Origin of the sequence: Saccharibacillus endophyticus (genome assembly GCF_013185185.1) — a bacterium.
In the GTDB taxonomy this organism is placed as follows: domain Bacteria; phylum Bacillota; class Bacilli; order Paenibacillales; family Paenibacillaceae; genus Saccharibacillus; species Saccharibacillus endophyticus.
This window is the reverse complement of sequence record NZ_JAAZWE010000004.1, coordinates 372,840-392,582: the sequence shown is the minus strand read 5'-3', so window position 1 is coordinate 392,582 and position 19,743 is coordinate 372,840. Positions and strand designations below refer to the sequence as shown.

25 protein-coding genes are annotated in these 19,743 nt (G+C 53.3%); 20 read left to right on the top strand and 5 right to left on the bottom strand.

All coding sequences use genetic code 11. The annotated features are described in order from the left end of the window. The first annotated feature begins 83 nt into the window (after positions 1 to 83). From HRQ63_RS16415 to HRQ63_RS16360, 12 genes are all read left to right on the top strand, one after another. On the top strand, positions 84 to 422 hold the full coding sequence (locus HRQ63_RS16415) for a hypothetical protein (protein WP_172245692.1): 339 nt from the start codon (positions 84 to 86) through the stop codon (positions 420 to 422). Between the two features lie 12 nt (positions 423 to 434). Next, on the top strand, positions 435 to 752 hold the full coding sequence (locus tag HRQ63_RS16410; RefSeq protein ID WP_172245690.1) for a hypothetical protein: 318 nt from the start codon (positions 435 to 437) through the stop codon (positions 750 to 752). Further along, positions 749 to 1,054, top strand: a complete 306-nt coding sequence (locus HRQ63_RS16405) for a hypothetical protein (protein ID WP_172245688.1) — start codon at positions 749 to 751, stop codon at positions 1,052 to 1,054. Before HRQ63_RS16410 ends, HRQ63_RS16405 begins: the two co-directional genes overlap by 4 nt. Positions 1,055 to 1,317: 263 nt before the next feature. Next, on the top strand, positions 1,318 to 1,590 hold the full coding sequence (locus tag HRQ63_RS16400) for a hypothetical protein (protein ID WP_172245686.1): 273 nt from the start codon (positions 1,318 to 1,320) through the stop codon (positions 1,588 to 1,590). Continuing rightward, positions 1,587 to 2,243 (top strand): hypothetical protein, encoded by a 657-nt coding sequence (locus HRQ63_RS16395; protein ID WP_172245684.1) that lies wholly within the window; start codon positions 1,587 to 1,589, stop codon positions 2,241 to 2,243. The genes HRQ63_RS16400 and HRQ63_RS16395 overlap by 4 nt, the downstream gene beginning before the upstream one ends. Positions 2,244 to 2,260: 17 nt before the next feature. After that, on the top strand, positions 2,261 to 2,593 hold the full coding sequence (locus HRQ63_RS16390) for a hypothetical protein (RefSeq protein ID WP_172245682.1): 333 nt from the start codon (positions 2,261 to 2,263) through the stop codon (positions 2,591 to 2,593). Between the two features lie 66 nt (positions 2,594 to 2,659). Next, positions 2,660 to 3,514 carry an MFS transporter gene (locus HRQ63_RS16385; RefSeq protein ID WP_172245680.1) on the top strand — a complete coding sequence of 285 codons (855 nt, stop codon included), beginning with the start codon at positions 2,660 to 2,662 and terminating at the stop codon, positions 3,512 to 3,514. A gap of 123 nt (positions 3,515 to 3,637) precedes the next feature. Beyond that, entirely contained in the window at positions 3,638 to 4,096 is a 459-nt protein-coding gene (locus HRQ63_RS16380; RefSeq protein WP_172245678.1) for a hypothetical protein, read from the top strand. Positions 4,097 to 4,183: 87 nt separating this feature from the next. Continuing rightward, on the top strand, positions 4,184 to 4,543 hold the full coding sequence (locus HRQ63_RS16375) for a hypothetical protein (RefSeq protein WP_172245676.1): 360 nt from the start codon (positions 4,184 to 4,186) through the stop codon (positions 4,541 to 4,543). A gap of 60 nt (positions 4,544 to 4,603) precedes the next feature. After that, complete coding sequence (locus HRQ63_RS26215) at positions 4,604 to 5,677, top strand: WG repeat-containing protein (protein WP_172245674.1); 1,074 nt, start codon at positions 4,604 to 4,606, stop codon at positions 5,675 to 5,677. 21 nt (positions 5,678 to 5,698) lie between these two features. Continuing rightward, positions 5,699 to 5,914, top strand: a complete 216-nt coding sequence (locus tag HRQ63_RS16365) for a DUF7336 domain-containing protein (protein ID WP_172245672.1) — start codon at positions 5,699 to 5,701, stop codon at positions 5,912 to 5,914. A gap of 79 nt (positions 5,915 to 5,993) precedes the next feature. Next, positions 5,994 to 6,314, top strand: coding sequence for a hypothetical protein (locus tag HRQ63_RS16360; RefSeq protein WP_172245670.1), 321 nt, complete (start codon positions 5,994 to 5,996; stop codon positions 6,312 to 6,314). On the opposite strand, the gene HRQ63_RS16355 is transcribed toward HRQ63_RS16360, so the two are convergent. After that, the gene (locus tag HRQ63_RS16355) at positions 6,296 to 6,643 is read right to left on the bottom strand and encodes a winged helix-turn-helix transcriptional regulator (protein ID WP_172245668.1); all 348 of its coding nucleotides are present in this window, start codon (positions 6,641 to 6,643) and stop codon (positions 6,296 to 6,298) included. The two genes, HRQ63_RS16360 and HRQ63_RS16355, sit on opposite strands and share 19 nt — an antisense overlap. A gap of 107 nt (positions 6,644 to 6,750) precedes the next feature. Here HRQ63_RS16355 and HRQ63_RS16350 point away from each other — a divergent pair, with 107 nt between their 5' ends. Beyond that, complete coding sequence (locus tag HRQ63_RS16350; RefSeq protein ID WP_172245666.1) at positions 6,751 to 7,665, top strand: arginase family protein; 915 nt, start codon at positions 6,751 to 6,753, stop codon at positions 7,663 to 7,665. A gap of 96 nt (positions 7,666 to 7,761) precedes the next feature. Here HRQ63_RS16350 and HRQ63_RS16345 read toward each other — a convergent pair whose 3' ends face one another. Then, on the bottom strand, positions 7,762 to 8,091 hold the full coding sequence (locus tag HRQ63_RS16345; protein WP_172245664.1) for a helix-turn-helix domain-containing protein: 330 nt from the start codon (positions 8,089 to 8,091) through the stop codon (positions 7,762 to 7,764). Beyond that, positions 8,069 to 8,455, bottom strand: coding sequence for a hypothetical protein (locus tag HRQ63_RS16340; protein WP_229714234.1), 387 nt, complete (start codon positions 8,453 to 8,455; stop codon positions 8,069 to 8,071). Before HRQ63_RS16340 ends, HRQ63_RS16345 begins: the two co-directional genes overlap by 23 nt. A gap of 132 nt (positions 8,456 to 8,587) precedes the next feature. Between HRQ63_RS16340 and HRQ63_RS16335 the strand changes: the two genes are divergently transcribed. Both HRQ63_RS16335 and HRQ63_RS16330 read left to right on the top strand, forming a co-directional pair. Beyond that, a complete protein-coding gene (locus HRQ63_RS16335; protein WP_172245662.1) occupies positions 8,588 to 8,944 on the top strand; it encodes a hypothetical protein in 357 nt (118 codons plus the stop codon). Then, entirely contained in the window at positions 8,941 to 9,864 is a 924-nt protein-coding gene (locus HRQ63_RS16330) for a contact-dependent growth inhibition system immunity protein (RefSeq protein ID WP_172245660.1), read from the top strand. Before HRQ63_RS16335 ends, HRQ63_RS16330 begins: the two co-directional genes overlap by 4 nt. A gap of 105 nt (positions 9,865 to 9,969) precedes the next feature. Here HRQ63_RS16330 and HRQ63_RS16325 read toward each other — a convergent pair whose 3' ends face one another. Continuing rightward, positions 9,970 to 10,944 carry an aldo/keto reductase gene (locus tag HRQ63_RS16325; protein WP_216673965.1) on the bottom strand — a complete coding sequence of 325 codons (975 nt, stop codon included), beginning with the start codon at positions 10,942 to 10,944 and terminating at the stop codon, positions 9,970 to 9,972. 148 nt (positions 10,945 to 11,092) lie between these two features. On the opposite strand from HRQ63_RS16325, the gene HRQ63_RS16320 reads away from it, so the two are divergent. The 5 genes from HRQ63_RS16320 to HRQ63_RS16300 all read left to right on the top strand — a co-directional run bounded on the left by HRQ63_RS16320 (position 11,093) and on the right by HRQ63_RS16300 (position 17,495). Further along, positions 11,093 to 11,923 (top strand): MerR family transcriptional regulator, encoded by an 831-nt coding sequence (locus tag HRQ63_RS16320; RefSeq protein WP_172245658.1) that lies wholly within the window; start codon positions 11,093 to 11,095, stop codon positions 11,921 to 11,923. Next, positions 11,913 to 13,832 carry an ABC transporter ATP-binding protein gene (locus HRQ63_RS16315; protein WP_229714233.1) on the top strand — a complete coding sequence of 640 codons (1,920 nt, stop codon included), beginning with the start codon at positions 11,913 to 11,915 and terminating at the stop codon, positions 13,830 to 13,832. The genes HRQ63_RS16320 and HRQ63_RS16315 overlap by 11 nt, the downstream gene beginning before the upstream one ends. Beyond that, on the top strand, positions 13,829 to 14,539 hold the full coding sequence (locus HRQ63_RS16310) for a HEAT repeat domain-containing protein (protein WP_172245656.1): 711 nt from the start codon (positions 13,829 to 13,831) through the stop codon (positions 14,537 to 14,539). Before HRQ63_RS16315 ends, HRQ63_RS16310 begins: the two co-directional genes overlap by 4 nt. Positions 14,540 to 14,622: 83 nt before the next feature. Next, positions 14,623 to 14,997, top strand: coding sequence for a DUF2750 domain-containing protein (locus tag HRQ63_RS16305; RefSeq protein ID WP_172245654.1), 375 nt, complete (start codon positions 14,623 to 14,625; stop codon positions 14,995 to 14,997). Between the two features lie 191 nt (positions 14,998 to 15,188). Further along, on the top strand, positions 15,189 to 17,495 hold the full coding sequence (locus HRQ63_RS16300; RefSeq protein WP_229714232.1) for a glycoside hydrolase family 9 protein: 2,307 nt from the start codon (positions 15,189 to 15,191) through the stop codon (positions 17,493 to 17,495). Positions 17,496 to 17,628: 133 nt separating this feature from the next. Here the strand turns inward: HRQ63_RS16300 and HRQ63_RS16295 are convergent, their stop codons facing one another. After that, positions 17,629 to 19,578: an FAD-dependent oxidoreductase gene (locus HRQ63_RS16295; RefSeq protein WP_172245652.1), complete on the bottom strand. Its 1,950-nt coding sequence runs from the start codon at positions 19,576 to 19,578 to the stop codon at positions 17,629 to 17,631. Positions 19,579 to 19,743: the final 165 nt, after the last annotated feature.

Below are 19,743 nucleotides of genomic sequence, written 5' to 3'. Positions count from 1 at the left end.
TCCGCTTCGTTCCACTTCGGTGATCCCTATGACAAGCAAGCCGACAACCCGAACCCTACTCCAACAAAAGAAGGACATAAGCGATGAAAAACGAGTTGTTTGAACTGGTTTCGAAAAACATACGTTATGGCTTGGACCCCGGTTTGGATATCGAGATCAACGATTTTCTTGCAGATCTCGATCAAATCGAGAATTTTTTCGTGTCTGCGCACGAGTCGATGTACGTGATTCATATCCATGTAAGCAAGTACAGCATTATGGACGTTAACGTCATTTTCCATACACTTTTGATGTATTTGGAATACAAAGGCATGACTTTTTACACGCATCATGTCTTCGAAAACTCAATCGAGTATAAGGTGGTTTCTGCTGCTAATTTCGAAGTCGGGTTTTGCTGCAAAATCAGATTTATGCAATCTTGATCAAGCGGCTTGATGAATCATAGTCAATCACAAGGAGTGAGCTTTCTGATTCTCAAAGAATTCGCGATCGACTTTCCTTATCAACCGCAAAGCGACATTGTCGAACACTTGATGCTCAAACACAGAATCACGCGTGAAGAAGCGGTAAGGCTGGATTATCAGGAAAACTGGAAATGGAAAAGGCGCGAATACGGTTTGCAGGCCCGATGTATGACCGCGTTTTTCGAAAGGCTTTTTCCGGGCATGCAAACCGAAGGGATTTGGAAGATCATCGTGGAATGCGTACCGGTTGTCGGCAATGAGCGGATGTCCGGCATAGGAGGATATTGAGCATTCCGATATCCTTCGATTTAGAGGGGTTTTTGAAAAGCGGCGATACGGATAAAAAGAAAATAACGCTCCACCTGTTGATGCAAGGGATCGAAAAAGCGGCCCGAGTGCAGGAGTGGGAGTTGTCCGTATTCGAAAAAGTCGCAGACGAAATCCGGGCAGCGGAGTATCGGAACGAATGGGTGTGGAAAAAGGCGAAGCATCGCGGAACGGGAGAGCTGGGTTCGCTCAGGTGGACCGAGTCGTATACCGTGCAGCTGCTCAACCAGAAAGGCCAAATCGTGCAAGAAGTCGAGAGCTGAATATGATGTCTTTTTTCATGCAAGCCGGAGCGCCGAAAAGCCTTTCTGTTACAGAAAAGCATTCAACGGATGAAGAAGAACGGTCGTTCCAAGTTGTCGGAGAGACAGTTTTTTTGAAACGGAATTTTAATTAAAAAGGTTTTGAGGGATATTTTGGGTATATATCATTAATTAAGAAAGAGGTGCAAAATGTCAGCTAATCTAAAAGCTTTGGTAACGGTTTTACAATCTGGATTTATCCGCAGGAATATGCCCTTCATATCGTGTATCAAACATGGGATTGGATCAAAGGAGCGCTGCTCGGCATCATGATCGGGTGGGTCGGTTGGAGGGTGATGGTCAAAGACATTCCGGGCAGCCTGGTAGGAAGTTTGCTGGCCGGTATGGTCGGAGGATTCTTGGGCAGCGTGTTTCTCGGCGGAACCGATATGGGACATCTGTGGTACATCCTTCTTTGCGGGGTTGTCGTGTCCGTGCTGCTGGTCGCGGTCGTGAATCTCGTCATCCGTCAGGCAAACAGCGGACAGAAAAGATGATCCAAAAAATCGAAGACGAAAAAGACGAGCAGAAATTTTTACTTCAAATCAAAAGTTTCCTCGAATCGATCCCGGACGAAGAGCGAAGAAGGATTCCGGAAGCCTTCTCTCAAAACATGATTAATCGGATTTATCCAGTCATGAACGAGTTGAACTTTTCAGAAGAGGTTCAAGAGCATTTGATATGGGCTTATCTTAAAAACAAGTTGGACGAAAAAGAAAGCCTCGATGAACACCTGCTATCCGAGATCTTGAATAAGTATAAAGAAAAAAGGCTGCTAGCTATTGGGAGCGTTATCATAACGGCGATAAAAGAAGATAAAATTTCGATCCCTCAGCTGGATAATATTCGCGAATTTTTCAATGATCAAAGCCTGTTAAGCGAAAAAGCTTTTTTAAAAGAATCTCTTTCTCTCCAAGCAAGACTGAAATCGAAGAACGAGCAAAAACTAAATCGGGCGGAAGTCGAAGAACTTCACGCACGCGAAGCTTTTCGAACGTTACAAGCTATGCTGCAAGAAGAGAAGGTCGAGCCCGACGCGCTGGAGATTTTTGAACGTCTCGAAGCCGGCGAGAAAAACAAGAAATTAAAAACATCTTTATTTGACGAAGCGCAAAAGTTGCTGCAAAAATATCGTTCGGACGAATCATGAAAAGGAGGAAAGAAACGATGCCGAAAGAAGCCGATGCGGAGAAAAAAGTACCCGTGTTCACGAAGTTTATCGCAGCCGTACTGCCGAGCACGATTCTGCTGTTTCTATTATTCATGATCTTCCCGAACACCGGATTAGGCAGAATTCTCACGACTCCTTTGACGTACATCGTCAATCTCGGACTGATCGGATTCGCGTTTTTGATCAGCAGAGCATTTACGAATAAATATGCTTCCGCGACGTTCCTTGTTACGGTTGCGCTGACTTTGGTCGTGACGATCTGGCTGTATCCACAGGAATATGAACCGCATATCGTCGTGCAAATGTGGAACGGGATCGTAGGAAAATAACAAGATTAATCCAGAAAAGAGGACGAAGAGTTGATAACGGGATTTTTAATCGGAGTTACCTTGGGTTTGATTGGCTGGTGGGTCATGGTCAGAGATATCCCCGGCAGTCTGGCCGCGAGCTTGTTTGCGGGGATTATCGGCGGTCTTGCGGGCACTGTTTTTCTCGGCGGTTTTGGATGGGGCGGCATTTGGTACATTCTGCTGTGCGGAGCGGTCGGTGCTGCCGTGCTGATCGTGATCGTGAATCGGAGTATGCGGCATTCCTTTTCAAAAGAACATGAGAAAGAAAATCGAGTCGAGTCGATCCTGTTTCGCGTAGGACTGGGGATCGTCGGCATCGTCCAGCTAATTTTGGTGATATGGATGGTATTGGGTTATACGGCAGCTTTTCAAATGATACCGGATCTGATCGGAACCGTCGTGATGGTGCTGGAGGGCATTCCGATGCTGCTGCTGTCCGTACTGAGCCTGATCATGAGTTTCGGTCGTCCCCGTTGGTCGGGAAGAATCCTGCGAATTTTGGTGCTGTCGGCTTCTATTTTTCTGATCAGCATCGCTTGGAATTCGGTGAAAGAATTAAGTCCGGAAGCTTGGCTGACCGAACGAGTAGACTCGAATATGTTCAAGATCACCGAAGACGACCGTTACGTCTACCAGATCGAGATCGTTAACCGCTACCAAAGAAATGAGCATGCCCGATTGTTTGTCGAAAGAAGAATCGGTGCGCAAGAGAAGTACATTGAACTAGACTTATCTTCAGCCGAAATGAGCGGTATGCTGTACAGCGAATACGATTGGGGAGAGCTGACGCTCAAGCAGGGGAAATACATCTATCTGCTGTCGCCGTCGCCGGAAAGGGGCAATGCCGACTGGCAGTTTGAAGTGAATATGGCGGATTGGACGGCGAAAAGGATCAGGTAACATGAAGAAAGGCCAAATTCTGCAAGAAGTCAGGAGCTGAATCATATATCATTTTTTATACAAGCCGGAGCACCTAGGAGCCTTCCTGTTCGATCGGAGGAGGACGAGGCGCCATGGGATGCCATGGAATCGGTGTTTCCCCTACACGGCGAGCATGCGGTACTGGTATGGAACCATATTCCGATCCTGCTGAGTTACAAGTACGACCTCTCTTGCATGATCGAAGATCTTTTGCTTATCATCGAAGAACTGCAAAGTAGGCATTCGGGCGAGCTGACCAATCATTGGGTGTCGAATACGTTTGCTCACGAGTGGCGGTTTGAGTGGAGCGATAACCGGTTGACGATCGAATCGAAATGGGGAGAGATCGGAAACGGCCTGGATGAACTGCTGCGTCGGAGCGGTCCGGTCACGCTGGACATCGAAGCTTTTATGGGCGAATGGAAAAGGGTATTGGAAAATGTGATTGAAGCGCTGCGACAAGCCGGGCATGAAGAAGCGGAATCCGAAGAGATGACTCGTCTGGTGAAGGTATGGAGCAGCATCGAGGCGGAAGGCATCCTTTATCCATCAAACGAATAGAGTGCGGAAAGCTTGGCCGGAGTCGTGAACAACACGGGAAACGCAGACGGCTTTAAAATTCGAACTTGATATGAGGAGAGAAATTCGATGACGTTGAGTGACGACGAGCTTATGGAATATTACATCCATACCCTCAACCAATGCGGCCTGTTTTTGCTGGACGAGGAAGAGGGTTGGATCGAGTACCGGATTTTCGAAGAATTCGATACGGGGGCTCATACTTTTCTGCATCCTTCCAATCTGGAGCGCTTGCGCGCATCCGGATATATTGATCAAGATACCATGCGCAAAAGCTCCGAGCTTCGCGGCAAAATCGTCTCGCTTCAAGAAAACGGAGAATGGAACATCCAAGCATTCCGGAGCTCGCCGAATTGGCCGGAAGTTCTTCGGTTATGCGACGAGATCAAGTCTTCGAATCCTGTTTGGCCCCACCCGTCGAACGGTTAAGCGATACATAAGAGAGTCGGGAACATTTGCTTCTCCGTACTTGCCGCGGGAGGGGATCGGGTGAAAAAAGTTAGGTTTCGAGCGGTCTTGACCGCTTTTGCGATCGTGCTGCTATTGATGCTTGGCTGCAAAGACGGGAAAGAAGACGACGGGTTCCGCCATGCGTCCGATCCCGTGGCTGCCGCCGATACGCTGCGTTCCAAAGACTGGCGTCCGGTGCTAGTCGACAGCAAATACGGGTACGCGAATCCGGCGAACGAGCTGGTGCTGCCGCCGCTGTACAACGAAGCCCGGCATTTTTCGGAAGGGCTGGCCTTCGTGCGGATCGGCCGGGATACGGGATACATCGACGCCACGGGGAAAAGGGTCATTCAGGCGGACGGCGGCGATTTTCAAAACGGCATGGCCGTCGTGATGAAACAAAGCGACGAGCAGGCTGCCTATGCGGGCGAAAGCTGGATCTATATCGACAAAAACGGCGAGAACGTGTTAAACAAACAATTCTACCGAGCCAACGCCTTTTCCGAAGGGCTCGCTTCCGTGATGCCGGACGAGTCCGGCGGCATGGTGTTTATGGATCCGAGCGGAAAAACGGCGTTGGATACGGTGTACGGGTACGCGGGCAATTTTCAGGAAGGTTATGCGGTTGTCATGCTGCGGCAGAAGTGGGGCTTTATCGATAAGCAAGGCAATCCGCTAACCGGGTTCGTATATGATGCGGCACGAGATTTCGTCGAAGGCAAAGCGGCCGTGATGCGCGGGGACCGATGGGGATTCATCGACAAAGACGGAAACGAGATCATCCCGCCGCAGTACGACGAGGTCGGGCCGTTTACGGAGGGACTGGCGAAGTTCGAATCGAATGGACTGTGGGGGTTCATCGAAGCTTCCGGCCGAGTACGCGTACAGGCGACGTTTCCGCATACCAAAGGATTTTTCGAAGGCTTGGCGGTCGTGCAGGACGCGAACGGGCTGTGGGGATATATCGATACCAACGGCGCGTACCGGATCGAACCTCGTTTCGAAGCGGCTTTCGGCAGCGAAAACGGGGCGATGCTGGTGAAGCGGCCGGAGACGGGGGAGTACGGGTACGTGGATCATGACGGGAAAGAGGTACGCTTTTCGTCGGAATGATCAAGAAAGGAAAGACATGATATGGACCATGTGTTTTTATTGCAGCACTCTTATGAGTACGAAGGCGCCGAAGAAACGAAGATTATCGGTATTTACCGAACGGAAACGGAAGCGCGAGAAGTGATCGAACGCTATCGGAAATTGGAAGGGTTCGAACGATACCCGGACGACTTCTACGTGGATAAGTATCCGTTAGGCAGAAGCATGTGGGCAAGCGGCTTTTTCAATCCTTCTTAGGAATCATGCAGACAGTAACTGGTCAGCGAGGTCGCGGCGTGTACGCCGATAGACAGCAGGATAAGATCGAGCATTAGGGATGAACAGACCGACTTTTTCAACTCGTAAAAAAGGTCATGGCCGCATCCTTTGTTTCGTAGCGATCCGCTCACCGTTTCGCCGGAAGCCGGCACAATTAAAAAAAGCCTTTCGGCGAAGACGTCCTGACGCATCATACATGAACGTTTTCGCTGAAGGCTTTTTTCGTATTCATTCACTCTTTATCCGTTCTCCGGGTTGTGCAAATAAATCCCGCTGCCATGTTCTGCGCGCCGAAGTAACGCAGATAGTGGCCGTTTTTGCACAAGTCGCGAACCTGTTCGATCTGTTCGTCGTCAAAAGTCAGTCCTCCTTCGGCTGATGCTCCGCGCCCCACTCGCATAATCCTTCCATCAGCGGCATCAGCTTTTCCGCTTTGGCCGTCAGCCGATACTCGACTTTCGGAGGAATCTGCGGGTATTCTTTGCGTTCCACCATGCCGTCGGCTTCGAGTTCCTTGAGCTGCGCGCTCAGCGTTTTGTACGTGATCACCCCGATTTGCCGCTTCAGGTCGTTGAACCGTACCGGAGGATTTTCCGCCAACAGGTACAGGATCACCATCTTCCATTTGCCGCCGATCACGGACAGCGTATAGCCGAAAGGAGTGTCCTGAATATGCTTGACCTTACCTTTGAATTCCGCCATGCTCATGCTGTGCACTATCCTTTCCGATAGTATCTATCTTTAAAGTGCGTACTGTTTTTTCGCTCGCGTTCATTTTATAGTAACGGTACTTCGGAAGCAAAGGGGATGCAATCATGACGAAAAAAACACTGCGCGTGCTCATGCCTCAATGGCAGGGCGGAGATAATCCGAATTATACCTTCGGTGCGGAGCTGCTGGCTTGGCTGGCGCCGGAGAACGACCAGCCGCTGGTGCGGGTGCGGGTTCGCGAGGACGACGGCGTGCCGCTTGCGAACGACAACGGCGTTTATGGTAGAAAAGAACTGCTGGAACAGCTCGACGCGGCGGACCATCTGATCCGCGCGCACCAACCTGACCGCGTCGTGATGTTCGGCGGCGATTGTCTGGTGGAGCAGGCGCCTTTCGCTTATTTGAATGAACGGTACGAAGGCGAAATGGGTTTGATCTGGATCGACGCGCACAGCGATTTGGTGCAGATCGACGGCTATGACCGGGGCCACACGCTGCCGCTGGGCAATCTGCTCGGCGAAGGCGACGCGGAATTCGCGAAGCGCGTGAAGATGCCGTTGAAGCCGGAAAACGTGTTTATTGCGGGATTGTCGGAACCGACGCCGGAAGAAGGCGCGATCATCGGAGAAGCGTTCGAACGGCTCGGAATCTCGATGAAAGAAACGGATACGGCAATGATTCAGCGGCTAGGTATCCGGACGGCGGACGCGCAGGAAACGGCAAACAGCACGGAGTCGATCAAGGCCTGGATACGCGAGAGCGGCATCAAGCACCTGGCGATTCACGTCGATCTGGACGTGCTCGATCCGAAAGAGTTCCGTTCGCTGCTGTTCGCCAAGCCGAACGAGCCGTACACGTACTCGCCGCCGGGCCGTTTGAAGTTCGCGCGTCTGGCCGAACTGCTGCGCGAGCTGTCGGAGGAGACGGACGTGGTAGGATTGGGCTTTACCGAGCATACGCCGTGGGACGCGATCCATTTGAAAAACATGCTGGCGCAGATTCCGATTTTGAACGGGTAAGTTGCGGAACAGAAGCAAGCTTGGAGCAGAAAAAAAGATACGTCTGCGCGTCTTGAGGACGAGGCAGACGTATCTTTTTTGTGCACAGAGAAAGATTTAGCTGACGATAAATTCTTTGGTGAATTCAGGTTTTTCTTTGAACATTTGAAGCAGTCTTTTCGAAGGACCGTTAGGAACGCTGCGACCAGCCTCCCAAGACTCGATTGTTTTTACGGATACGCCAAGAACGTTGGCGAATGCGGCGGCGGAGAGATGGGTCCCTTCACGTATCGATTTGATCTCCTCGTCGGATAATTCCGGGAGAGATTTGAAGGTCAGGTTTCGCACAGTTCCTTTCGCTAAGTCGCCTTTTGCAAATTCAATGCCTTCGTTCAGGCTTTCTTTTAATGAATCGAATAAGGATTTATCCATTTTGATTCCCTCCATAATGAGCTTTAAGTTGGTCTACCAGATGTTTAAGCTCGTTCGCTTCATTCTTTGTCAGGTTATCAGATACGTTTTTGCTGTAAACAACAAGCAAAACAATGAGATGCTCCTGTTCGATGTCTAAATAAATGATTCGATAGGCTCCGCTTTTTCCTGATTTTTTTGTGGAGGGAGAAAACCTGGATTTTCTTAACCCGCCTGTTCCTTGAATGACAGGAGAACGCTTTGGATCTTCAAGCAGAAAAAGCTCCAATTCAAGCAATTCTTCATCAGTCAAATTTAAGTTTTTCCACATTGAGATAAAATTCTGCAACTCAACAAATCTGCGTGTTAAACCGTCATCTCCGATTAAAGTCCGCATCATATTAACCTCGTTTATTAAATATAGCTTCATTATACCCTATTCATTAGGGTTAATTCATAAAATATTTTCTTTACGATTCTTCTGCAATATAAAGGTGTATGTTGAATTATCAAGCAGAAGAGAGGCGAGCGCATGATATTAACGATCCGAATGATCGCGGAATCCGGTACGGCGGCGGAAACGGAATATATCGCGCATCGAATGCTGGAGAAAGCGGCCGACTCATTCGAACGTTATCTGATAACCGATATCCAGCCCTACTGGAAAATTGAAGGTTGTTATGAGGCAAGCTTAAGCGCGCAGTGCAAAAAGGAATTGAATGATGAAGAAGTCGAACTGCTGATCCAACGAATAACGGACAAAATCTCCTGGAGCTCGTACGGCGTTGACGGAGTCGCGGATAGTCGCCTCGAAATATTGGGATCGACGTTCGAGCATCCCGCCGTGCGATTCTGCTGGTTTTTGTTTAGGAAAGGAGAAGAAGCATGAGCGACGAACATCGCATCACCCGAACGATCGGCGAACCTTCGTTGTTTTCGATCCGTTTTCAGTTGGACGAGCATTTCGGCGGAGAACGGATGTATGGAAGATTCAGCATGAACGTCATGGGTAACACGCTGGCTGACGGCGAAACGCTGCTCGGCGATTTGTTGACGATGTTGACGGACGCAGCGCGGGATAACGGAAATCGCGGTCATGCCGGATTGTTTCGGTTGGAAAAAGAAAAATTGTTCGATCGCCTGCATGACGTTTTTTATGAAGGGAACGACGCGCAGCTTGCGGAGGAAGAAATGTGGGCACGCTTCAATATCGGGATTCTCGACGAGACGATGAGCATGAAGTCCATGTTCGTTATAGCCGGAAAAGAGTACGAACGTCTGCTGATCGCCGACTATGAAAGGAAAGGCGAACCCGGCTGGCGCACCGAATACATGCTTCCGCTCGGCGTATTCGACGGGGTGATCGCCAGGGCCTGCCGCGAGTTGGAAAGCCTGCACGAATGGAAAGTGCGCGGCAGCCGAGGAGCGATGAAAGTGTCGGATCTCGAAACGCCGCCCGGCTTCTCGCCGAGCGAAGAACATCTGAAGTACGGACTGCCTGTATGGTACGCGCAAGTCCGAGTCAAACGTCTGGACGAATTGACGGTGGAGGATTTATGCCGATTACTGCGTCAGAACATGTACATGGACGAACTGCTTCCGAACGTGCTCGAAATCTTGACGGAAGATGTTTTTGCGGGAACGTTGTATCGGGGAGAGCTCCTGCGTGCGGTATCGAATCTGCCTGCGGAGTTCTGGGAAACGCGCGACAATGAACGGGAGCGCTGGCAGCCGATCATTCGAGAGCTGAAGCGAGAAATCGAAGATCATCTGCAAGCGGCCGAACGGCTGCTGGAGCGGATGGAATAAGTACGTTTTTTTACGCGATCATAAAAAAACGCAGCCGTGATCCTGAGCGATCACGCGGCTGCGGTTTTCCGTATTTATTTCACGATATTAGGCCTTTCGCCAATCTTACTCGTAAAAATTGCGCGCCCAACGGTGGTTTTTCAGCTTTTCCACCTGCTCCTTCGCCAATCCTTTTCCGTCCCCGATCCGCATGTTGCGCTCCACGTTGCGAATCGAGCGCATGCCCGGGATGACGGTGGAAACGGCCGGGTGGCTCAGCACGTAACGCAGCGCGGTCTCGGCGATTTGATCGCTGCCGATGCCGAGGTCCTGCGTAATCTTTTGCACCCGCTCGTATACTTCGCGCTTGCGGTCGTCACGGAAATATCGGCTGCGGAAATCGTCTTCGGCGAACTCCGTGTCCGGCGAGATGCTGCCCGTCAAGCCGCCTTCGTCGAGCGCGACGCGCACGATCACGCCGACGTTATGCTCTAGGCAGGCGGGGAACAGCTCGTCTTCCGGCGTTTGTTCGAAAATGTTGTAGATGACCTGCACCGTATCCACGACGCCGCTTTCGATCAGCTTGATCGCGTTGGCCGGCTGATAATCGTTGATCGATACGCCGAAGTGGCGGATTTTGCCCTGCTCCTTCAGCTTCTGCACGCCGTCCAGCCAATCGCCCTGCGCCGCCCATTCGTCCGACCAGACATGGAACTGCTGCACGTCGAGCGTTTCCAGTCCCAGATTGCGCAGGCTGGTCTCGGTCGACGAAATCACATGCTCCGCCGTGAACGTCTCGCTTGACGGAACGCCGGCGCGCGCCGGCCACTGCCCGTTTTTCGGCGGGATTTTAGAAGCGACATACACGGTTTCGGCGCGATCGCGCACGACCTGTCCGACCAATCGCTCGCTGTGCCCGTCTCCGTAACCCAGCGCCGTATCGATAAAGTTCAGCCCCAGATCGATCGAACGATGTAGCGCTTTCAAAGATTCTTCGTCTTCCGCGCCGCGCCATCCGCTGTTGCCGATGCCCCATGCTCCGTACCCGATCTCCGATACTTGAAGTCCCGTTTTGCCGAGCGTTCTGTAGTTCATGCCCATTTGCGTTTTCCCGCCTCTCGATTGGTTTGCTTCCATGCGCCGAACATTAATCTTTAACCGCATTCCCCTCGCGAAAATCTCTGCTTGCCTATGACGTTACGTCAACCCCTATACTGAAACCAGCAGGAGGAAGGAGGCGGTCGGGAAAATGGAAAATAAAACGTACACCGTCGGCACGTTCGCCAAATTGACGGGAGTTACCGAGCGTACGCTGCGTTTTTACCATAAAAAAGGTCTGCTGGAGCCGTCCGCGTACAATAATCTGGGGCATCGGCTGTACACGGACCGCGATTTGATCCGGCTTCAGCAGATTTTGACGCTCAAGTTTCTGGATTACCCGCTGGAGCGGATCGCGGAAGAACTGGAAGCGGAGGGAAGTGCGCTTCGCGGCTCGCTGGAGCATCAGAAGCAGTTATTGCGGCAAAAAAGGGACCAACTGGATCGGATGCTGCATACGCTCGAACATACGTTGAGTTTATCGGAAAGCGAACATGAACCGGAGTGGGAGCCGGACGTTCTGCTGCTCATGATCCGTTCCGTTTCGACGGAGGAGCAGCAGCGGCTGTGGATGGCGGAGCGGATGCCGGATTCGCTCATGCAGCGGTTCTGGCCGGAAGGCCAGGCATCGGAGCAGTGGAGGTCAGTCGAGCGCGAAGCGATGCAGTGGATTTCAAGGCTCAAAAAGTTGATGCGCGAAGGACTTCCGCCGGAAGATCCGCAAGTACAGCGCTTCGCAACGGAGCTGCTTGGGCGAATCAGCGGCATGTTGTCAAGGCTGGAGAAGCCGCTCACGGAAGAAGAAATGAAGGCGTTGGAATCTTTTGCGAAGATCGATCCGGCCCAAATGTTTCAGTTCCCGGTAACGTTCACTATGGAGGAAGAGCGTTACGTGGAACGAATGTGGGACACGATGATTGCGGATGCTGCGGAACATGACGACGGCGAGGAGCCGGACGGAGGAGGAAATCATGGACGATAGGCAAAAAAGGAACGAAGCGGAAATCGGAACGCATGCAGGGCTTGAGGCTGAAGTGTCCATGAATGAAACGCCGAGCGACGATACGGTAAAAGCGAAAAAGGAAACCGCGCCGACGCCGAGCTGGAGTTCGTTTTGGAAGCTGGTCGCCAAGTACATGCCCAAAGGCTGGCTGCTCACGGCGGCCGTCGTATTGGGGTTGTTCGAGACGGTGTTCACGCTGGCGATTCCGCTATTAACAAGTAGGCTGGTCGACGGATTTTCGATGGAAAACCTGACGGGCGGCACGATCGCTTTGCTCGGAGCGGCATTTATTGCTCAAGCGCTGATGTCCGGTCTTGCGATCTATACGATGTCTTATGTGGGACAGTTTATCGTCTCGGGGTTACGGCGTGATCTGTGGCGGCGTATTCTGAAGCTGCCGATCTCGTTCTTCGACCGCAGCGCGTCGGGCGAGACGATGAGCCGGGTAACGAACGACACCAATATCGTCAAAGACTTTATCACGGGGCAAGTCATCTCGTTCCTGTCGGGCATCGTCGCGATCGTCGGGTCCGTGGTGATCCTGCTGACCATCGATTGGAAAATGACGCTGTTCGCGCTGCTGGCGATTCCGGCCGCGATGCTGCTGCTGTGGCCGGTCGGCCGCCGCATGTACGCGATCTCGCGCGACACGCAGCAGGAAATCGCCGAATTCCAAGGCGATCTCGGCCGGGTGCTGTCGGATATCCGCCTCGTCAAAGCTTCGATGGCCGAGCCGGTCGAACGGGTCCAGGGCGAAAAACGAATCATGGGCTTGTTCCGGTTCGGTTTGCGCGAAGCGCGGATTCAAGCGATCGTGTCGCCGCTGATGATGACCGTGATGCTGCTGATCCTCGTGGCGTTGATCGGCTACGGCGGCGCGCAGGTCGCGCGCGGCGTACTAACGGCGGGCTCATTGGTGGCCATCATTCTGTACATGTTCCAGATTGTCGTACCTTTTACGCAGCTGGCTACCTTTTTCACTCAATTTCAAAAAGCATTGGGGGCCACCGAGCGGCTGCGCGAGATCATGGAGCTTCCGGCGGAGGATGACGAGCAGTCCGATGCGGACGCGAAAATGGAGGACAGGGCAGCAGCGTCTGCGGATGGAGGACATTCTATCCAGCAGCCTCTTGTTTTTGATCGCGTGGACTTCGGTTATTCCGAAGATAAGCCGATTCTGAAAGGACTGAATTTCACGGCTGAAGCGGGGCAAACGACAGCGTTCGTCGGTCCGAGCGGAGCGGGCAAAACCACGATCTTCTCGCTGATCGAACGTTTCTACGAACCGACGGGCGGGCGGCTCCTGTACGGAAGCGAAGAAGCCGTCCGTATCCCGATTCGCGAATGGCGCAGCCGAATCGCCTACGTCTCGCAGGAAAGTCCGGTCATGGCGGGCAGCATTCGCGACAACCTGACGTACGGATTGTCCGGCGTCGAAGATTCTGCCGTCGAAGAAGCAGTTCGCTTGGCGAATTTGTCCGAATTTATCGCTTCTTTGCCGCAAAGATTAGATACGCAGGCGGGAGAACGGGGCGTCAAGCTGTCCGGCGGGCAGCGTCAGCGTCTCGCGATTGCCCGCGCGATCCTGCGCGATCCGGATATCCTCCTGCTGGATGAAGCGACGGCGCATCTGGACAGCGCATCGGAGGCGCTGGTCCAAGAGGCGCTGGATAAGCTGATGCAGGGACGGACCACGTTGGTGATTGCCCACCGCCTGTCCACCGTCCGCGGAGCGAACAAATTGATCGTGATCGAAGGCGGCCGCGCTACGGGACAGGGCACGCATGAGGAGCTGTTGGCGTCCCACGCTTTTTATCGCAAATTGGTAAGTCGGCAGTTCGAACCGGCAGAGCGGGCGGAAGAAAGCAAGGAGGAGGAACAAGGATGACCGGACGGCGCCCGATACTTCGGAACGACAACGAACAGGAAGTGAATCGCATCATAGCGGAACTTGATGAATTGGAGAGCAGCAGGGAAGAACCGGATTTGTCCCGGCTCGCCGTCTATGCCGGCAATCCGGATTCGTTTGTTCGGTTGAAGGTCGCCGAGCTGCTAGGCTTCCACCCGTCCGGGCAGGCAGATCGCCTGCTGCTGACGCTGCTGCATGACCGCGACTGGCTGGTACGGGCAGAAGCCTGCGAATCGCTGGGCTGGAGCCGTTCGCCGAAAGTGCTGGAGAAGCTCAAACAGGCAGCGGAATTTGATCCGTCCGTAGCCGTCAGGGTGTATGCGCTGCTCTCGATCGGCGATCTGGCCGAACGGCTGTACGGCAACCCGGTCGCCGACCGACGCTTCGTTAAGCGTATTCTGCTGACGCACAAGCCGCTGCGTATTAAGCTGGCCTGCGACGCCGTTCTCGTGCAGTGGGGGGAGCCTGACTTTTTGCGGCCGCTGATCGGAGCGCTGAGCAAGCGGGAGGCGAATATCCGGGCAGCGGCGGCCAACCGCCTGCTCGAACTGGTGAGTCCGGACCGCGCGAAGACTATTGCCCTCGGCGCGGCGGAAGCGCTTTTGTTCGAGCCTCCCCGCGGAATCGCATCCACGCTTGCGGAAGTGCTCGACGCATGCAGGGATGCTCTTCATCCGTCTGAGTAAGGTCAACTTTTCCCCCGATGGGTAAATAGATTAGAAAACCGACCGCCTCCGGCGACTCGGCCCTACGGGAGGCCTTTATCAGTATGAACTTAAAAGAATTCAACGCGATCGTCAGCAGTCCGGCCGATCTGCGCTACGAATATTTCATCAAGAAAACAGCAGACACGCAGATTCTCTGGGGCTTGTACGACGAAGGCTGGGCGATGACGCATGATCAGGACGGTTCGGCTCTGCTGCCGCTTTGGCCCAAAAGCGAGTTTGCCGAGCATTGCTCGATCGATGAATGGTCGGGGTACTCCGGCCGTCCGCTTGATCTGGCTGCTTTTATGGAGAAGATCTTGCCGAAGCTGGAACAGGACGGAGTCAAGACGGCGATTTTTTACAACAACAGCGATTCGGCGATCGTGGGAGCCGGCCGGTTGATGAACGATCTCCGTGCCGCGCTGAAAAAGTATTGAACCGAAAAAGCGGCTGCCCGGCTTCAATGCCGGACCGTCGCTTTTTTGCTGTCATTTGCTGAATGAACATAAATGCGAATGACTAATAGATAGGGGATAAAAAATCGGATTTGTAGGGTGTTATTTTCTTAGAAAAAACCCTATGCTTATATTGAAAGCGTTTACTTAAAAAGCGGGGGGGATATGGATTCATGTCTAACAGAACAAAAGCAAAAAGCGCAAAACGCTCCATGTTCAAAATGATCGGCGGATTACTCGCGGTTTCTCTGGTGTTTCCGGTTGTCGGACCGATCGCGACCACGCATGCCGAGAAGATCGTAAATTACGTGCCGACCGGAGGCGCCGATTGGAACAAACTGCGGGATATCCCGATCACCGATTACGGATGGGGCGACAAAGTCGCCGTAGCCGACAAAACGTACCAAGGCAAAAAAGGTAAGCGGATCGAAGCTTCCGGCAGTTGGATGGCCCATTATACGACGAACAGCTGGCAGACGTTCGATTTCTCGCGTTACGGCGCAAACGGCACGCTGGAATTCGACGCGGTCGGCGCGAAAGGCGGCGAATCGTTCCGGATCGGCTTCCGCGACGGCGTGCATGAACGTCTTCAAGCCGACGGCGAATTCTATACGGACGGCGACGATAATCCGGAAGAAACCAACATTGACGTCTTGTCCAAAGATGTAAACGAATACAAACCTCTTACGACGCAGTGGCAGCATTATTCGATTCCGCTCCGAGACCTTTTCGGCTCCGAGCCGCTTTTCGATCCGAGCCAGATCCAATTGCTGAAGATGGTCGGAACGAGCGAAACTCCGATTACGTTACATATCGCCAATATTCGGGTCGTATCGCCTGATAAGGAAGTATCGGCCGCTCCGATCAAAGTGAATCAGGTCGGTTATCCGAGCGGAGGCGAGAAGTATGCGCTGGTCAGCGGTTATTACGACGAGCTGGACGCGAAGGTCGGTACGCCGTTCGAGGTGAAACGGACGTCCGACGGCGCAACGGTATACAAGGGAGCGCTGTCCTTGGTTAGAGCCTACGACCCGTCGTCGGGCGAAAAAGTGCTCAAAGCCGACTTCACGCCGCTTCGGGAAGCCGGCGAGTACGAGATCGTCGTGGACGGGATCGCCGAGCCGTCCGCAGCATTCGAATTGGGTGCGGACGTGTATAAGGACCTGCTCACGGACGTGCAGAGATTTTTCTATTACCAACGCGCCAATGACGATCTGGACGAGAAGCACGCGGGAGAATTCGCGCGCGAAGGCCTGCACGAGATAGACCGCAACCTTCCGCTTCAATCCGATCCTTCGATCAAGAAAGACGTATCCGGCGGGTGGTGGGACGCAGGCGACACGGGCAAATACGTGACGGCCGCAGCGACCGCCGTATCCGATCTGCTCTGGGCATACGAAGCGTATCCGAAAGCGTTCCCGGACGCTCAGCTCAATATCTCGGAGAGCGGGAACGGCGTTTCGGATCTGTTGGACGAAATCAAGGTCGAGACGGACTTTTTCCTGAAAATGCAGGATCCGGCGACAGGCGGATTTTACGCTTACGTGATCCGCGAACCTGAGCCGAATCGCTTCATCATGGACGGAGAAGGCCCGGAAAGCATCATTCCGACCGCTCAGACGGCCAATACGGTCGGTGCTCTGGCCCATGCTTCGCTCGTGTTCAAGTCGACCGAATCGCTTGAAGATTACTCGAACACGCTGCTGCAATCGGCGGTCAAAGGATGGGCTTACCTGGAACAGCATCCGGAATACATCGCGCAGCCGGACGGCCCTTACAACGACGACAATGATAAAAATGACCGCTTCTACGCCGCAGCCGCCTTGTACCGCGCGACGGGCGAAGCGAAATACGGCGATTACGTCAAAGCCCATTACCGGGATTTCGAGCATGTATTCGACTCGACAAACTTCTCGCACGGCATCAACGGGATGGAAATGATCGGCTACTACCATTATTTGAGCGCGCCGCAGGCCGATCCGCAAATTCGCGAATGGTTCGCCGCGAAGTACGGAGTATGGCGCGAAAACGTGTTGGACGCGACGCTGAATCGGACGGTGTGGGGCAACTCGACTCAAAACGCATTTTATTGGGGCGCCAATTCCAATGTGGCCAGCGTTCCGGTAAGTTTGGCGATCGGCAGCCGGATCTTGGGAACGTTCGATGAAGACAATATCCGGGCGGCGGCCAGCAACCTGAATTATCTGCTGGGCATCAATCCGCTTCAGCTCAGCTACATCACCGGCTACGGAGAAAACCGGATCCGCACCACGCACCACGAAATTTATATGCGCGACTTCATGATCGAAATGCCGAACGGCTATATGGCAGGGGGACCGAACAATTCCAAAGCCAAGTTCCCGGCCAAAGCCTATAACGGGTCCACGATCGATTGGGAAACGAATGAACAGGCGCTGAACTACAATTCGCCGTTGATTTATCTGACGGCGATGCTGAAGGAAGCCGAATCGTCCGAATAAACGACGCTCCGTCGGATGATAGCAGCCGCACGAAAAAAAGCTTGGCCAAGTCCGAAAGCGGACCTTGCCAAGCTTTTTCTTATCTTCATGTTCGGAAAGGGTTAACGGCGGGAGCCGCCGAAAAGTCAGACTGTTACTGCGCCGGATTCTCTACCGTGTCGGCAGGCAGGAAGCGTCGCGACAGATCGCCGACGAGCGAATAGTAATCGCCGTTCGTAAGCTTTTCCTGATCCGAAATCCGATTCAGCGTGTCCTGCTGCAGCCAGCCGTCGGCGACCAGCAATTCTGTCGCTTTGCCTTCCTCGACCGGGAGGTCCAGGGCGCTGGCGATCAAGCCGGATGCCGTTTCCAGCGAAAGCTGCTGCGTCGCCGGATCGGTAATGCCGGCCAGCGCGCCCTGCATTTCGCCGGGGAAGAAGTCGGGGTGAAGAGAACGAATTACGCGTACCGCGTTGAAGAAGCGCTGTACGTTGGCTTCGCCGTCCAGGCCCCAACCGTCGTTCTCGTAACCGCCAGATGTCAGATACATATTGGCGGACACCAGCATGCCGGCGTAGTCTTTGTGCTTGGCGTATTCCGGTTCCGGCAGGTTCGGTCGGGACAGATCCATGCCCTGCTTGCGAAGCTGTTTTTTCAGCGCGGTGATCTGCTCTTCGGAACCGGACAATTCGCGCAGCGTCATATCCGTGTTCAAAGCAAGCTTGACGGCTGCGCCGGCCGCTTCGCCCGTGCCCATGCCGACCGGAATGGTGCGGGCGCTTCCGTGCGGCACGGTATCGAAGCCGGCCGATCGTCCCACGACAAGCAGGCCGTCGACGGTGCGGGGCACCAGGGTGCGGAACGGTACGCCGTATTGGCTCGGTTTCATCAGAACCGTTCCGATTCGCCCGTCGCTCGTGCTCTGGATATCGACCGGATAGGAGCCGTAGGCGATATCGTCCCAGTGCGCGCGATTTTCCATGACGTCAACGAGCGTCAAACGGTATTCCGCTTTGAGGTGACGGGATTCGCGCAAGTACAACTCGCTGGCGACTCCGTCGTATTTTAGCGTCGCCATCTCCGGGAAACGCTTCTTCAGGAACTCCACGATCTTAGGCGCTTCCGCGGTTCCTGTCTCGATGCCCTGCTTGATCGATTCCGGGTCAAGCGGATCAATGCCGAACAGCAGCATCGAGTTGATCAGAATCGTATCGTCATTTTGACGCCCGATGTTCAAGCCGCGCATTTTAACCTTGCCCGGATCGCTGGACTCGTATTCTTTCGCTTCTTTATAGCCCCATACGCTCATCCGGTCGATTCCGGTGTCTTCGTGCTTGCCGAGCTGCTCCCAAATTTCTTGGGTCATGCCGCTCATGCGGAAGACGAGCGTCGAGGCCATTACGCTGTTGGTATCCCCGATGTCTTCGCGGCCCAGCGTGAATTCGGCTCCGGCTTCGGCGGCTACGTCGGCATTTTGCGTGGCATCGATAATGGCCGAGGTCGTGACTTTCTTTCGGCTTCCGTCTTTGAGCGTCAGAGCGACTCCCGTCACGGTCGTGCGCTCGTTCTGCGTGTCGGTCAACGGAGACATGGCCTGCGTTTCCATGAGCAGATCGATGTTGGGTTCGTTTTTTACCATTTTATAGAACACATTGGCGGCTACGTTCACGTCGAACGCCGAACCGTCGAATTGATCGTACCATTCCTGAAAAATGCCTTCGTTCAAATATTTCGGTTCTCTCAACTGCGGAAGGAAAAAAGGCTGCTCCGGCGAGTAGTTGAGGTCGATCATATTCAAGCCTCCGACCGTCATGAGACCGCCCAGCATCGTACGGTCATGTCCGTCGACAAGCAGCACCTTCAGGCCGTTGCGCGCGGCGGAGATCGCGGCAGCGATGCCTTCCGGATCGGTTCCGGTCACGACCGCATCGTAGTGATCGGCGACTTCGGCGGCAGAGACGACGGGTATCAGTTCTTCGGTTACGCCGTGATTGACCAGTCTGGCATGTTCCAGATATCGCACGAAGAAGAACCCTGCGATGCCCAAGGCGAAGACGACGGCAAGAGACAGCAAGACGACTTTTTTCCAGTTTCGAACAAGCATAAGTATGTAAGATTCCTTTCCGATTAGGCGGCGACGCACGTTCTTCCATAGAAGCATTCACGCTGTATATCGCCGGATTTGCATCTTTTTTTCCAGACGCATGTCCTGACTATATCGGGTTTTTCACAGGCGGACAAGGTTTTGTAAAAGATTGATAAGTAACAA